Genomic DNA, 14,814 nt, shown 5'->3' with positions numbered 1-14,814 from the left:
AATCATGGCCTTCATTTTGGTTTCACTTTTATCACACTCATTTTTTATTATATAACACCTCTTATTATGATCACGCATTACATTCCACGAGGTTACAATATTGGATTGGTAACATTAGAGAAGCTTTACATTACATCTTTATTTCTGGGTATTTTAAGCTGCATCTATAATATTAACATGTATATTCATAAAGGATTGATCTCGCATATTTTCACTCCTGTTATTATTATATTTTTACTATATACTTCTTTCAAACTAATGAATTCATCATCATTTTATATTTTCGTCTATTTTTGTCGAAGTAAAAGGATTGCGAAAATAACCTATCAATGGAGGAAAAGCAGGAAAAAAAACCTCGAAAGATAAAAGCGCATATTGCTGCAACGCATCACTATTCACTTCACCGACTATCGTTCATGCAGCGAAAACACCACACGTTTCTTTGAAATCAACCCATGCCCATGCTGACAAAAATAATCTACGGCACCGCAGGCCTTTAACTCTTGCAGCGGTTGCTGACATTCAGGACAACGCGCTTCACGCAGATAGTCCTGCTGACAGTGCGGGCAATAGAAACGATTGTCATTTTTCCAATTCATTACGCCATGACAGCGCGGACAGACGACTTCCACTTTTCCTCCTGCGATTAGCTAAATCACGCCAAGCGAACGTAACAAATAGACTCCCAGCGCGATCACAAAGAACGAACCGGCGGTGGTTAAGCCAATAATATTGGCCGCCAGCGTCGGGTTACCGCCCATTGCCCGGGTCATGGCATAGCTGCCTGCGGCCGTAGGCGTGGCGGAAAACAAAAAAATCACCCCAAGCGTGACGCCCCGAAAACCGACCAGCCAGCCGCCCAGCGTCAGAATACCCGGCACGATCAGCAGTTTAGCCAATGAAGAGAGCGCCGCCACGTTGGATGAACGAAAAATCATACGCCAGTCGAGGCTGACGCCGGCGCACAATAGCGCCAACGGCAGCGACAACGCGGCAATAAAGCTCCCGGTCTGCTGAATCACCGAGGGCATAGGTAAGCCGCTCTTCGAATAGCACAGCCCTAGCAGCAAGCTGATAATCAGCGGATTCGTAATAATGCCCTTCAGCAACGCGAGAGTGCCGATCCCCCGCCCGTCGGCTGTCCGCTTTAAACTGCGCGTCAGCGTAATAACGGACAGCACGTTAAACATAATCACGGTTACCAGCAGATACATGGAGCCAATAGCGACCCCTTCGTTGCCGTAGGCGCTCATGGCGAACGCCAACCCCATGATGCCGGTATTGGAACGAAATCCGCCCTGCACAAAGATACCGCGCTCGGTCGGCTCTTTGACGACATAAATGGCGGCGAACTCCAACAATAAATAGGTTAGCAGCGTACCGACAACGCCATAAATCACCAGCGGCAATTGTTCCATAATCGGCTGATGATTGGCGGCGACGCTGAAAAACAGCAGGCAAGGCAGCGATACATTAAAAACCAAACGCATTGCCGAATCGCAAAAATCGTCATTCAGTATTTTCAGCTTACGTAGCGCAACCCCAAGCAACAGCATCAATAGGTTAGGCACCGTAACGTTAAACGCAAAACTCCAGTTTTCCCAAGACATAAATTCCCTTGTGACTTAGTAATGCCGGGGCGCGTCTCATATCCGCCCTGATCGAGTTATTTGCTCTTTTTAATGTGCTTCATCAGACGCTTACGCTTGCGTAACTGATTAGGCGTCAAGGTGTTGCGCTTATCGGCAAAGGGGTTTTCCCCTTCTTTGAACTGAATGCGGATCGGCGTTCCCATAACCTGCAATGAACGGCGATAGTAGTTCATCAGATAGCGTTTATAGGAATCAGGCAGATCTTTCACCTGATTGCCGTGGATTACCACAATCGGCGGGTTATAACCGCCCGCGTGCGCATATTTTAGCTTCACCCGGCGGCCGCGAACCAGCGGCGGCTGATGGTCATCAACGGCCATTTGCATGATGCGGGTCAGCATTGAGGTTCCAACCCGGCGAGTCGCACAGGAATAGGCTTCAAGCACCGATTCGAACAGGTTGCCCACGCCGCTGCCATGCAGAGCGGAGATAAAATGAACGCGGGCGAAATCGATAAAACCGAGGCGTAAATCCAGCGTTTCTTTGACCTGCTCGCGCACCTCCTGCGAAAGGCCATCCCACTTGTTGACCACAATCACCAGTGAGCGCCCACTATTGAGGATAAAGCCCAGCAGTGAGAGATCCTGATCGGAGATCCCTTCGCGGGCATCGATGACCAGCATCACAACGTTGGCATCTTCAATCGCCTGCAGCGTTTTAATCACCGAGAACTTTTCGACCGTATCGGTTACCTTGCCGCGTTTACGCACCCCGGCGGTGTCGATCAGTACGTACTCGCGCTCATCACGCACCATCGGGATATAAATACTATCGCGCGTTGTGCCCGGCATATCGTAAACCACCACCCGTTCTTCACCCAGAATACGGTTGGTCAGTGTGGACTTACCCACGTTGGGGCGGCCGACAATCGCCAGTTTGATCGGCAACGACTCAGGATCGAAATCGTCTTCTTCGGCTTGAGCGTCATCCGCCGCTTGCTCATCCGCAAGCTGTTCCGCCCAATAAGCGGCATTCTCTTCTTCTTCCGTCAGCTCAACGGATTCAGACGACGGCTCTTCCTCGGCAAACGGCAACAGCACCTTTTCAAGCAACGAGGTTACGCCGCGGCCGTGAGAAGCGGCTATCGGATAAATTTCCCCCATACCCAGGGAATAAAAATCGCCGATGACGGTATCGGGATCGATGCCGTCCGTTTTATTGGCCACCAGAAACGTGGCTTTCTGTCGGCTACGCAGATGTTGAGCGATACTCTGATCGGCCGGCATCAGCCCCGCCCGGGCATCCACCATAAACAATACGATATCGGCCTCTTCAATCGCCATCAGCGACTGCCCGGCCATGCGTGTTTCTACGCCGTCTTCGGTGCCATCAATCCCGCCGGTATCGATGATGATAAACTCATGGCCTTCCACTTCCGCACGACCATATTTACGGTCGCGCGTCAGCCCAGGGAAGTCCGCCACTAAAGCATCACGCGTACGCGTTAGACGGTTAAACAGTGTGGATTTCCCCACATTCGGACGTCCGACCAGCGCGACGACAGGTATCATTGTTACAACCTCATTACTTATGTTTCAATACGTTACAGCAAGCACACTTGCCGACGATAAAAGACGAAACGGCCCCTGATGCTGTCAGGAGCCGTTGGGGGATCACCTGCGGTGGCAGCGATCCAAACGTTCTGCTTTTAACTAGCGGGTAAATGCGTAAACTTCACCGTTTTTCGCCTGGATAAGCAGCTTATCGCTGGCGATCACCGGCTTGCTCAGGAAACCGGAGCTATCCACTTTCTGCTGAGCGACAAAACGGCCATCCGCCGTATTCAACCAATGCAGGTAGCCTTCCGCGTCACCCACCACCAGGTAACCATTATACAGCACCGGCGCCGTCAAATTACGGTGCAGCAGATCGCTCTGACGCCATAGGTTCACGCCGCCATTGGTGTTCAATGCCACAACGCGGTCATTCTGATCCACCAGATAAATATGGTCGCCGTCGACGATGAAATCATGCACCGACCCCAGTTCCCGTTTCCACATGATTTGACCGGAACGCAGGTCCAGCGCGGTCATGTTGCCGTTATAGCCCAGGGCATAGACCAGTTCGCCCGCAACAACCGGCGTGGTATCGACATCGTTCAGGCGATCGATTTCCGTGGCTCCGCTCGGCTGCGAAATACGTTGCTGCCAGATTAACTGCCCCTGATTAATCAGCACGGCATTCACACGCCCGTTGTCGCCGCCGACGATAGCCGCGCCATACGCGGTGGTCGGCGCCGATTCGCCGCGCAGCGAAAGCGTCGGCATATCCAGGTTAACCGTCCATTTTATTGCGCCGTCGGCTTCATCCAACGCCTGCAACATGCCGTTGCTGGTATGAATCAGCACAACGCCGTCGCTGCTCACCGGACGTGAGAGCACTTCGCCAGCCACTTTGGTTTGCCATGCCAACGTGCCGTCCTCGGCGTTCAGAGCAAACACCTGTGCCTTTTCGCTGCCGACGTAGACATGGTTACCCGCCACTGCTACGCCGCCGGATAATAACGCCGGCGTCCGGGAGAAAAATCCGGCTTTTTCAGACAGATCGGTATGCCAGATTTCCGCGCCGCTATCCAGATCCAACGCTTTCACCGTCCCTTTGCGATCGGCGGCAAATACGTGGTTGTCCTGCCAGGCAGGATGCAGATTGGAATAAAATTCGCCGATGCCGCTACCTACCGAACGGCTCCAAACCTTGGTCGGCGTGAACTGATTTTCCACCGTCGGCAATGGAGACATAGTGACGACATCTTCCTCGCTGTTAAACAGCGAACATCCGCTCAGCAGGGCAGCAGACACCAGTCCTACCAAAAGTGTTTTACGCAATTGCATGGAATTCCTCTTAGCTGGACAGGTTGTTCAGTTTCATACGCAGGAATGCTTGCAGCGCCTGCGGTGGATTAGCGGCCAGACCTTTGTTATAAGCTTCGCGCGCAGCCTGGCTATCCCCTTTACTGACCAGGGCGTCGCCACGGACTTCCGCAGCCAGAGCAACCCAACCATCCGACTTAATGGCATCCAGCGTTTTCAGCGCTTCATCCGCTTTGTTTTCCTGCAGTTGAATTCGCGCCAGGCGTAAATTCACCAGAGAGAGCAGATCGGCGTCTTTAGTTTGGGATTGAGCTTGCACCAGCTGTTGTTCCGCTTTAGCAAAATCCTTTTGATCCACATAGTGACGAGCCAGCTCCAGCGATGCCAGCACACCATAATTATTTTTATTCTCAGCGGAAAATTTCTCCGCCGATGCGACGTCTTCAGCTTTACCTTCCGCCAGGCGATCGGTGATTTGCTGATATGACGCAGATGACGCCATTGCGCTGTTGTTCTGGTGATTCAGCCAGAAACGCCAGCCAACCAGTGCGCCGACACCAAGCACAACACCAACAGCTAACGCTTTCCCATTTTCCGTGAAGAAACGACGTAACGCATCAACCTGCTCATTCTCTGTGGTATAGGCTTCCACGGTGTATCTCTCCTCAATCCAGTAACGTTGCCAATTTTGCCGCAACGTCAGCCTGTGCCAATGTATCCTGCTCGCCATTACTCAGGTTTTTAATCACTACCTGACCCGCGGCGACTTCGTTTTCACCGAGGACCAGCGCAATGCGAGCGCCCCATTTATCGGCCCGGGCAAATTGCTTTTTAAAATTGCCGCCGCCATAGTTGGTCATCAGTTTCAATTGCGGCAACGCATCACGTAATGTCTCAGCCAGTTTCATCGCGGCAATCTGAGTGCCGTCGCCCGACGAAATCAGATAGACGTCAACGACCGGAAGCGCCTTAAACTCAGGATTGACGGACTGCACCAGCAGAACCAAACGCTCCAGCCCCATCGCAAAACCCACGGATGGCGTGGCATGTCCGCCCAGTTGTTCAACCATACCGTCATAACGGCCGCCGGCACAAACCGTGCCCTGTGCGCCCAGACTGTTGGTCACCCACTCGAAAACGGTGCGGTTATAATAATCCAGGCCGCGAACCAAACGCGGATTAACGGTATATGGGATACCTGCCTGCGTTAAAAGTTCACACAATGATTCAAAGTGGATGCGGGATTCGTCATCAAGATAATCGGTCAGCACCGGCGCGTCATCCAGCAGCGTCTGCACCTGAGCGTTCTTAGAGTCCAGCACTCGCAGCGGATTGGTATACATGCGACGCAGACAATCTTCATCAAGCTGGTCTTTATGCTGTTCAAGAAACGCAATCAGCGCTTCACGATAGTTGGCGCGCGCTTCCAGCGAACCAATCGAATTCAACTCCAGGCTGACATGCTCCGAAATACCCAGCACCCGCCACCAGCGCGCCGTCATCAGAATCAGTTCGGCGTCAATGTCCGGCCCCTGCAAGCCGAAGACTTCACAGCCCATCTGATGGAACTGGCGATAGCGCCCCTTCTGCGGACGCTCATGGCGAAACATCGGCCCGCAATACCACAGACGCTGTTCCTGATTGTAGAGAATACCGTGTTCAATACCGGCGCGAACACAACTCGCCGTATTCTCAGGGCGCAACGTCAGACTATCGCCGTTACGATCCTCAAAGGTATACATCTCTTTTTCAACCACATCGGTCACTTCGCCGATGGCGCGTTTAAACAACGATGTTTGCTCAACGATAGGGGTACGGATTTCACTATAGCCGTAGCTGCTGAGCACCTGTTTCAGGCTGTTTTCAATACGCTGCCACAACGCCGTATCGGCCGGCAGGTAATCGTTCATGCCGCGGATGGCTTGAATATTTTTTGCCACGTCTGTTCTCTATGCATTTTTCAAAAAATAAACCCGATTATAGGGGGATCGGCATAGCATCTTCAATGCGAAGGATCCCCATCGGGTTCAAGAGTCGTCTTTTTGCGGGCGGCCGCGCCGGCACGGTTATTTATCAACCAGATTTACCGTAATGCGCCGGCTTTCATCCATCATGGAAGCCTTGGCACGGATTTTCGCTTCCAGTTGATCGATCATCTGTTCATTATCAAAACGTTCACGCTGACGAACGCCGTCCTCATAGAAGCCGCTCTTATTATGTCCGCCTGTCACGCCGATAGTGGAAACCAGCGCCTCGCCCGGCCCGTTAACCACGCAACCGATGATAGACACATCCATCGGCGTGATAATGTCTTCCAGACGCTGTTCCAGCGCATTCACGGTGCCGATGACATCAAACTCCTGCCGTGAGCAGGTCGGACAAGCGATAAAATTGATGCCGCGCGAGCGAATACGCAGCGACTTCAGAATATCGAACCCAACTTTAACCTCTTCCACCGGATCGGCCGCCAGCGAAATACGCAGGGTATCCCCGATCCCTTCCGACAACAGCAGACCAAGCCCAATCGCCGACTTAACCGCCCCGCTGCGCGCGCCGCCGGCTTCGGTGATCCCCAGATGCAACGGCTGATCGATACGCGACGCCAGCAGTCGGTAAGACTGCACCGCCAGAAAAACATCGGATGCTTTTACGCTGACCTTAAACTGATCGAAATTGAGACGATCGAGAATATCTACGTGGCGCATGGCGGACTCCAACAGAGCTTCCGGCGTTGGTTCGCCATACTTTTCCTGCAAATCTTTTTCCAGCGATCCGCCGTTAACGCCAATACGTATCGGGATATTTTTATCGCGCGCGCAGTCGACAACGGAGCGGATACGCTCTTCGTTACCGATATTGCCCGGATTGATACGCAGGCAATCGACGCCGTATTCCGCTACCTTCAACGCAATACGGTAGTCAAAATGGATATCGGCCACCAGCGGGACATTCACCTGCTGTTTAATGAGCTTGAACGCTTCCGCCGCATCCATGGTTGGAACGGAAACACGCACAATATCAACACCGACGCGTTCCAGTGATTTGATTTGATTAACCGTCGCTTCAACATCAGTGGTTCGGGTGTTGGTCATGGACTGCACCGCAATCGGCGCGCCATCACCAATAGGCACCTTGCCGACGTAAATCCGTTTTGATTTCCGGCGGGTGATGGGTGCAGCGTTATGCATTACTTCTTCTCCACAATTGCAACGTCACAGGTAGCGATTAAGTTATTCCGCCGCCAACGTCAGACGTGCAACCTGATTGCTTCTTACAAACCGGCTTAAATCGACCGGCTTACCTTGAAATTGAATCTGTACCGCGGCAGGCGCGCCAATTTTCAAACTGTAAGGAGCCTGACCGCTCAGATTCAAAGAGCCGCCATTATGTTGCAGCCCGCTGAACAGTTTCTTTCCGCTGGCATCCGTCACCTCAAGCCAGCAATCGGCATTGAAACTCATCACCAGCGCTTGCGATTCGGCAACCGGGGCATGCTCTGGCGCGGCCGGCGTTATCGCGTTCTGGCTCATATCGCTCGTCGCGGGCTGCGGCGCGGGAGCGGACGGCGCGGGGGTCGGGGCCGCAGCCGGGGCAGGCACGGATTCAGTATGTTGTTCAGGCGCTGAACTTTCCGTATTCGCCGGCACATCCGCCGGTGAAGAAGGCGCCGCGTTGGAAGCCGCCAGATCCGTTGACTCCGAGTTATCCATCAACGGCACCTCTTGCCCCTCGCTCTGCGCCTGCATCGAAGTGGCATGATCGACCATACTGTTAATTTCCTGCTGTTGCGCCTGGTGATTCTGCCACCACCATGCGCCGGTCAACCCCAGCACGATGATGACCACCAGCCAGGTGAAGGTCATTAACCAGCCATCTCGTTTCTTACGGCTTTTCCCCAGGGAGAAGCTCTGCATAGGCGCGACGTTAGAGGCTTTGGGAACCACATGCTTATCCAGCATGGGTAATAATTCGCCTTCCGGCACATGAACCAACTTCGCATAGGAACGGATATAACCGCGTAAAAAAGTCGGCGCCAGATTGGCTGACACATTGCCTTCTTCAATTTCACGTACAATCGAAAGCTTAAGACACAAACGATCGGCGACGATCTGCTGAGTCAATCCCAGGCGTTCACGCGCCTGACGAAGACGTTCGCCGGGAATAGTTGATGCTGTATTATCTTGAGTGGCTTCAGTATTCATTAGCTAAGAATTGCTGGTACTGTTTAGATTGTGGAAAACTTCGCGCCAGCGATCTGCCATAACGTTCAATATCGCCATCATGACCCGCCAACGCGGCGAAACGAATCTGTAACCATAAACTCTCGGCACTGTCCGGGAGAATATGCTGATAAACATCCAGAAGCGATTGAGCCTGCTCGTATTTTCCGGCAGAGAACCGTTTATCCGCCTCTGTTAACAGCATGACGCCTTTCTTAGGATCATACTTCAGTGCCCGGCTTAATACGCTGCGCGCATTATCATTCTGCCCGGCTTTGAAAAAACAATATCCTGCATTCTCCAATGCATCGGCAGCCTGATGGTAATCGGGGAGTTGAGCAGCCGAACTAAACTGTTGCTGCGCCGCTACATACTGCCCTAAACCACACAAAAACGCACCGTAATTATTCATTACCCCGCCGTTTTCCGGCGCCAGCTTCAACGCCAGCCGATAACGCTTTTCCGCAGCCTGATGTTCACCTATCCGTTGCTCATAAAGCGCCATCCCCAGTTGAGTACGATAATCTTGCGGCGCGGTTTGCAGCGCTTTTTCAAGATTTTGGCGAGCAGCGTCAAGATTATTGCGCGCCAGATACTCCAACCCCAACTGCAAACGGGTTTGCGCCGCCGGATTGCCCTTCTCATGGGGCGACTGACTGCACCCCGCCAACAATACGGCGACGAAAACCAGCCGCCGTCCTTTTCCCTGTCTTAACTGTCGTGTCACGCCTGACGTCCTTCCGTTGTCGTCCCAGCCAGATTACCGGCGATTATGTTACCTTAATCCGCGCACGACCGCAGCCATCCATCAGTGAGCTGAATATGAGTAAGCTCGCAAAAGCATTATTACTTTCATACCCAAACCATTAGGTGTCAGACCGTTTTAACCGAGATAGGTTCACCCGCCATTTTTTTCTTCAACGTACGTTTGGTTCTGTCCACCACTTCACCGGCAAGCTGACCGCAGGCGGCATCAATATCGTCGCCGCGCGTTTTGCGCACAATGGTGGTAAAACCATATTCCATAAGCACTTTGGAAAAACGATCGACGCGGCTATTGGAACTGCGGCCATAAGGCGCGCCGGGGAACGGGTTCCACGGGATCAGGTTAATCTTGCAAGGCGTGTTTTTCAGACATTCGGCCAATTGGTGCGCGTGTTCCGTACCATCGTTGATATGGTCCAGCATCACGTATTCCACCGTCACTCGTCCCTGATTGGCATTGGATTTTTCCAAATAACGCCGCACCGCTCCCAGGAACGTTTCAATATTATACTTCTTATTAAGCGGCATGATTTCGTTGCGGATTTCATCGTTTGGCGCATGCAGGGAGATAGCCAAAGCCACATCGATCATGTCGCCCAGCTTATCCAACGCGGGCACCACGCCGGACGTCGACAGCGTGACGCGCCGTTTCGACAGCCCGAAGCCGAAGTCATCCAGCATAATTTCCATCGCCGGCACCACGTTGGTCAAATTGAGCAGGGGTTCTCCCATTCCCATCATAACCACGTTGGTAATCGGCCGCTGGCCGGTGACTTTATACGCGCCGATAATTTTTGCCGCGCGCCATACCTGGCCGATAATTTCAGACACGCGCAGGTTACGGTTAAATCCCTGCTGCGCGGTTGAACAGAATTTACACTCCAGCGCACAGCCGACCTGAGAAGAGACGCACAGCGTCGCCCTGTCCTCTTCCGGAATATAGACGGTTTCCACCCGCTGGCCGCCGACCAGAATCGCCCACTTGATGGTGCCATCGGAAGAGCGCTGTTCATCCACCACTTCCGGCGCGCGAATCTCGGCGACCTGTTGTAGTTTGGTACGGAACGCCTTGTTAATGTCCGTCATCTGGGAGAAGTCGTCACAGCAATAGTGATAGATCCACTTCATTACCTGATCGGCGCGGAAGGGTTTCTCTCCCAATGAAGTAAAAAACTCCCGCATTTGCGGACGGTTAAGATCCAGCAGGTTGACTTTTTCCGCCCCCGTCTTGGCGGATAGGGGGGCTGCGGCGGACGCCGGCGAAAATTCGGATACGGTTTGTTCAGACACGATTTGTTCAGACATAAGAACTCTTGGCCTCGTTGTTACACGTTATGGCACGGTAAGAAGAATAGCATACCCAATGGATTTCAAGATGCTGGGTATAAAGAAACGCCCCGGACAAGCGCAGGCTCACCGGGGCGCCGCATTGTACAAAGTTTAAAACGGCTAAGCTACTATCGCCGCATTTTTTATGATGGGCTTCCTGCCCATCACCCTTTCGGGCCGTCGCAGGCGACGTTTAAAATCGCTCCCGGCGATTTTTTATGATGGGCTTCCTGCCCATCACCCTTTCGGGCCGTCGCAGGCGACGTTTAAAATCGCTCTGACTAGCTATTACGCGGGCAGATCTCGTCAGCGCTGAAAAAATACGCGATTTCGCGCTGCGCGGATTCAATGGAGTCTGAACCGTGCACCGCATTTTCCGTCAGGCTATCAGCATAGTCGGCCCGCAGCGTACCCGCCAGCGCGTTAGCCGGGTTCGTGGCGCCCATGATGTCGCGGTTACGTTGAACCGCGTTTTCGCCTTCCAGCACCTGCACCATGATCGGACCCGATATCATGAACGATATCAGCCCGTCAAAAAACGGCTTGCCCTGATGTTCGGCATAAAAGCCTTCAGCCTGTTCGCGGGTCAAATGCAGCATTTTGGCTGCAACAATTTTAAAGCCCGCGCTTTCAAAACGCGCATAAATCGCACCGATGGCGTTCTTTGCCACCGCATTCGGTTTCACGATGGAAAAGGTACGTTCTATCGTCATATTGACCTCGTTCAATAACTGTCAGATGGCGGCCGGATTGAAAGAATAGTAATTCTGGCCAATAAAAGTGGCGCAGATTATAGGGGGACGGGAACCGCTTGCCTATCAGAGAAATAACATTTTATTAAAAAAATATTATCTTCTCCCCTACCTTTATCTCCCTTAATTTTCGATCTTCTCCTACCGTATTCCTTTTCCCCGGCGGAACTGAAAATCCATAACAAATCATCAGCGATCACAGTTCTGAGGGTTACATGTAACACTATGCGTTATTTGTTTTTAAAACAACAAGATAACTAGAAATTATCTTTCATTCGCTGCTAGCCTCTCACTGTACCCACTTAATAATAGCCACCAAGAGGGCTGATAATGAAAAGAGCGGTTAATGCCTTACAGAATTTTGGCAAATCGTTGTATGGACCTGTGCTGATTTTACCCATCGTCGGGCTGTTTATCGCCTTTGGCAATCTATTCGGCAACGGCAATCTGGCAGGTTACGTTCCCTTTCTCAATCACCCGCTGATTCAGGATTTCGGCCAGTTGGTGTCTAAATCCGCCGTCGCGATACTGGCTAATCTGGCGTTGGTGTTTGCTGTCGGCATCCCCATCGGACTGGCCAAGCGCGACAAAGGCTATGCCGCGCTGATCGGTCTGGTGACCTTTATCATCTTCATCAACGCGATGAACATTACGCTCCAGCTACAGGGCAAACTGGTGCCTGCCGCAGAGATGCGGGCCGCCGGACAAGGCATGGTTCTGGGCGTTCAGGTACTGGAGATGGGCGTTTTCGCCGGTATTCTGATCGGCGCGTTTGCCGGCTATCTGTATAACCGCTATTCAAGTAAACAGTTCGACGGCGTCATGGCGATCTATTCCGGCCACTGCTTCGTCGCTATCCTGGCGATTCCGCTGGCTATCGCGCTCGGCTTCGTTATGAGCGCCCTTTGGCCGTTCGCCCAACAGGGCATTACCCATCTGGCGTTCGCCATCAAAGGCGCCGGCCCCTTCGGCGTCGCCATCTACGGTTTCCTTGAACGTATTCTGATCCCGACCGGATTACACCATCTGGTGTATACGCCATTCCTGTACACCGAACTGGGGGGTTCCGCGGAAGTCTGCGGCAATCTGTACCAGGGCGCGCGTAACATCTACTTCGCCGAGATGGCCTGTCAGAGCGTAAAACAGCTCAGCCCTACCGTCGCCTGGGATGCGCGCGGGATCAGTAAAATGTTCGGCCTGACAGCCGCGGCGCTGGCCATGTACGTCACCGCCAAGCCGGAAAAACGCATGGCCGCCAAAGCGATTCTGATCCCCGCGGCCTTTACCTCTTTTCTGCTGGGGGTGACCGAACCGCTGGAATTCTCCTTCTTATTCGTCGCGCCGTTGCTGTTTGTCGTTCATGCCGTACTCACCGGACTCGGCATGATGCTGTTCTATGTGCTGGGCGTTCATGCCATCGGCGCCAACGGCGTCATCGACTTCCTGCTGTACAACCTGCCGCTGGGCATCGAAAAGTCCAACTGGCCGATGTACATCGTGGTCGGATTAATCATGTCCGTCATTTACTTCTTTGTTTTCCGCTTCCTGATTCTCTATTTCGATATGCCGACGCCGGGGCGCGAATCCGCTGAAGAGGAAACCCGCCTGTATTCCAAAACGGAATATCAGGAAAAGACCCAACAGCAGCTCAAAGACGATAGCCATCTTGTCGGCTTAACCATCATCGCCGGGCTCGGCGGCAAACCTAATATCGACGTGGTGGATAACTGTTATACCCGCCTGCGGGTCACGGTCATCGATCCCGCCATTGTCGACGAGCAGCAGCTTAAAGCCACCGGCGCCAAAGCGGTTATCCGTCAGGGCAACAACGTGCAGGTGGTATACGGGCTTCATGTCAAAACGATACGCGAAGCAGTTGAAAACGCGCTTTAACAGGAGACAGTTTATGATCAAACCCCCGTTCATTCTGACCATCGCCGGCGGCGGCAGCACCTATACGCCAGGCATCGTAAAGAGTCTGATGGTGCGTCTCGCCGATTTCCCGCTGGCGGAAATACGCTTATACGACATTGACGGCGAGCGTCAGGCGACCATTGCCCCGGTGGTCGAAAAAGTGATCCGCGATCACAGCGAAGAAATCATCTTTACCACCACCACCGATGCGCAAACGGCATTCAGCGGCGCGCACTTTGTCTTTGCCCAGATGCGCGTCGGCCAATATAGAATGCGCGAGCAGGATGAAAAAATCCCCCTGCGCCACGGCGTAGTCGGACAAGAAACCTGCGGCCCCGGCGGACTGGCCTACGGGCTGAGGACGATACTACCGATGGTCGAGCTGATCGATCTGGTCGAGCGTTATGCGCATAAAGACGCCTGGATCGTCAACTATTCCAATCCCGCGGCGATTGTTGCCGAAGGGATCCGCCGTCTGCGCCCTCAGGCCCGGGTACTGAATATCTGCGATATGCCGGTTGCCGCAATGCGTAATATCGCCGCCGTACTTGGCGTGACGCGCGAAGAGATCACCGTGGACTATTTCGGCCTTAACCATTTCGGCTGGTTTACCCGCGTTTTGGTCGATGGCGTCGATCGCCTGCCGGAGTTGCGTCAGCATATCGCGCAATACGGTCTGTTGACCGCCGATGCGGCCGATACCGACCCGCAGCACGCCGATCCATCCTGGGTCAAAACCTGGCGCAACATTAAACCGATCATGGATCATTTTCCGCAGTTCGTCCCCAACCCTTATTTACAGTATTACCTGATGCCTAACGACATCGTTGAACATCAGGATCCAAACTACACCCGCGCCAATGAGGTAATGGACGGACGCGAGAAGAAACTGTTCGCCGCCGCGGCCAGTTATAAAGAGACCGGTATTCTGCCCGATGCCTTCCATGTCGGCGTACACGGCGCGTTCATTGTCGATGTCGCCTGCTCGCTGGCTTTTGACCTGCGCCAGCGTCATCTGGTGATTGTGGAAAACAAGGGCGCGATCGCCAACCTGCCTTACGACGCCATGGTGGAAGTGCCGGCCTACATTACCGCGCAAGGGCCGGAACCGGTCCGCATGGGCAATGTGCCGCAGTTTCACCGCGCGCTGCTGGAACAACAGTTGGCTTCGGAACAACTGCTGGTTGAAGCGACCATAGAGGGCAGCTACGAGAAAGCGTTGCAGGCTTTTACCCTTAACCGTACCGTGCCGACCATGCAACACGCCAAAGCCATTCTTGATGAGATGATCGCGGCCAATAGCGAGTACTGGCCGCAGTTGAAGCAAGCCTATAAGAACGGCGTCGAGCAGTAAGCGCCTACTTGTCGGGAC

13 protein-coding genes are annotated in these 14,814 nt (G+C 53.2%); 2 read left to right on the top strand and 11 right to left on the bottom strand.

The annotated features are described in order from the left end of the window. Window positions 1-407: 407 nt before the first annotated feature. The 11 genes from HC231_RS06085 to ndk all read right to left on the bottom strand — a co-directional run bounded on the left by HC231_RS06085 (window position 408) and on the right by ndk (window position 11,489). Complete coding sequence (locus HC231_RS06085) at window positions 408-632, bottom strand: zinc ribbon domain-containing protein (RefSeq protein WP_208230171.1); 225 nt, start codon at window positions 630-632, stop codon at window positions 408-410. Window positions 633-650: 18 nt separating this feature from the next. Beyond that, on the bottom strand, window positions 651-1,610 hold the full coding sequence (locus HC231_RS06080) for an AEC family transporter (protein WP_208230170.1): 960 nt from the start codon (window positions 1,608-1,610) through the stop codon (window positions 651-653). Window positions 1,611-1,666: 56 nt separating this feature from the next. Next, a complete protein-coding gene (gene der, locus HC231_RS06075; protein ID WP_208230169.1) occupies window positions 1,667-3,163 on the bottom strand; it encodes a ribosome biogenesis GTPase Der in 1,497 nt (498 codons plus the stop codon). A gap of 141 nt (window positions 3,164-3,304) precedes the next feature. Further along, window positions 3,305-4,483: an outer membrane protein assembly factor BamB gene (bamB, locus tag HC231_RS06070; RefSeq protein WP_208230168.1), complete on the bottom strand. Its 1,179-nt coding sequence runs from the start codon at window positions 4,481-4,483 to the stop codon at window positions 3,305-3,307. A gap of 10 nt (window positions 4,484-4,493) precedes the next feature. Beyond that, window positions 4,494-5,114, bottom strand: coding sequence for a YfgM family protein (locus tag HC231_RS06065; RefSeq protein ID WP_208230167.1), 621 nt, complete (start codon window positions 5,112-5,114; stop codon window positions 4,494-4,496). Window positions 5,115-5,127: 13 nt separating this feature from the next. Continuing rightward, window positions 5,128-6,402: a histidine--tRNA ligase gene (gene hisS / locus HC231_RS06060; protein WP_208230166.1), complete on the bottom strand. Its 1,275-nt coding sequence runs from the start codon at window positions 6,400-6,402 to the stop codon at window positions 5,128-5,130. A 126-nt stretch (window positions 6,403-6,528) separates the two neighbouring features. Beyond that, on the bottom strand, window positions 6,529-7,650 hold the full coding sequence (gene ispG / locus HC231_RS06055; protein WP_208230165.1) for a flavodoxin-dependent (E)-4-hydroxy-3-methylbut-2-enyl-diphosphate synthase: 1,122 nt from the start codon (window positions 7,648-7,650) through the stop codon (window positions 6,529-6,531). Between the two features lie 42 nt (window positions 7,651-7,692). Then, window positions 7,693-8,664: a cytoskeleton protein RodZ gene (gene rodZ, locus HC231_RS06050; protein WP_208230164.1), complete on the bottom strand. Its 972-nt coding sequence runs from the start codon at window positions 8,662-8,664 to the stop codon at window positions 7,693-7,695. Beyond that, entirely contained in the window at window positions 8,654-9,409 is a 756-nt protein-coding gene (gene pilW / locus HC231_RS06045) for a type IV pilus biogenesis/stability protein PilW (RefSeq protein WP_208230163.1), read from the bottom strand. The genes rodZ and pilW overlap by 11 nt, the downstream gene beginning before the upstream one ends. A gap of 146 nt (window positions 9,410-9,555) precedes the next feature. After that, the gene (gene rlmN / locus HC231_RS06040; RefSeq protein WP_208230162.1) at window positions 9,556-10,752 is read right to left on the bottom strand and encodes a dual-specificity RNA methyltransferase RlmN; all 1,197 of its coding nucleotides are present in this window, start codon (window positions 10,750-10,752) and stop codon (window positions 9,556-9,558) included. 305 nt (window positions 10,753-11,057) lie between these two features. Continuing rightward, entirely contained in the window at window positions 11,058-11,489 is a 432-nt protein-coding gene (gene ndk / locus HC231_RS06035) for a nucleoside-diphosphate kinase (RefSeq protein WP_208230161.1), read from the bottom strand. A 369-nt stretch (window positions 11,490-11,858) separates the two neighbouring features. Between ndk and HC231_RS06030 the strand changes: the two genes are divergently transcribed. Then, window positions 11,859-13,421: a PTS transporter subunit EIIC gene (locus HC231_RS06030; RefSeq protein ID WP_208230160.1), complete on the top strand. Its 1,563-nt coding sequence runs from the start codon at window positions 11,859-11,861 to the stop codon at window positions 13,419-13,421. Window positions 13,422-13,434: 13 nt separating this feature from the next. Then, window positions 13,435-14,796 carry a 6-phospho-alpha-glucosidase gene (locus HC231_RS06025; protein WP_208230159.1) on the top strand — a complete coding sequence of 454 codons (1,362 nt, stop codon included), beginning with the start codon at window positions 13,435-13,437 and terminating at the stop codon, window positions 14,794-14,796. Window positions 14,797-14,814: the final 18 nt, after the last annotated feature.

The organism is Brenneria izadpanahii (assembly GCF_017569925.1).
Classification (GTDB): domain Bacteria; phylum Pseudomonadota; class Gammaproteobacteria; order Enterobacterales; family Enterobacteriaceae; genus Brenneria; species Brenneria izadpanahii.
This window is presented reverse-complemented; position numbering and strand designations above follow the sequence as displayed.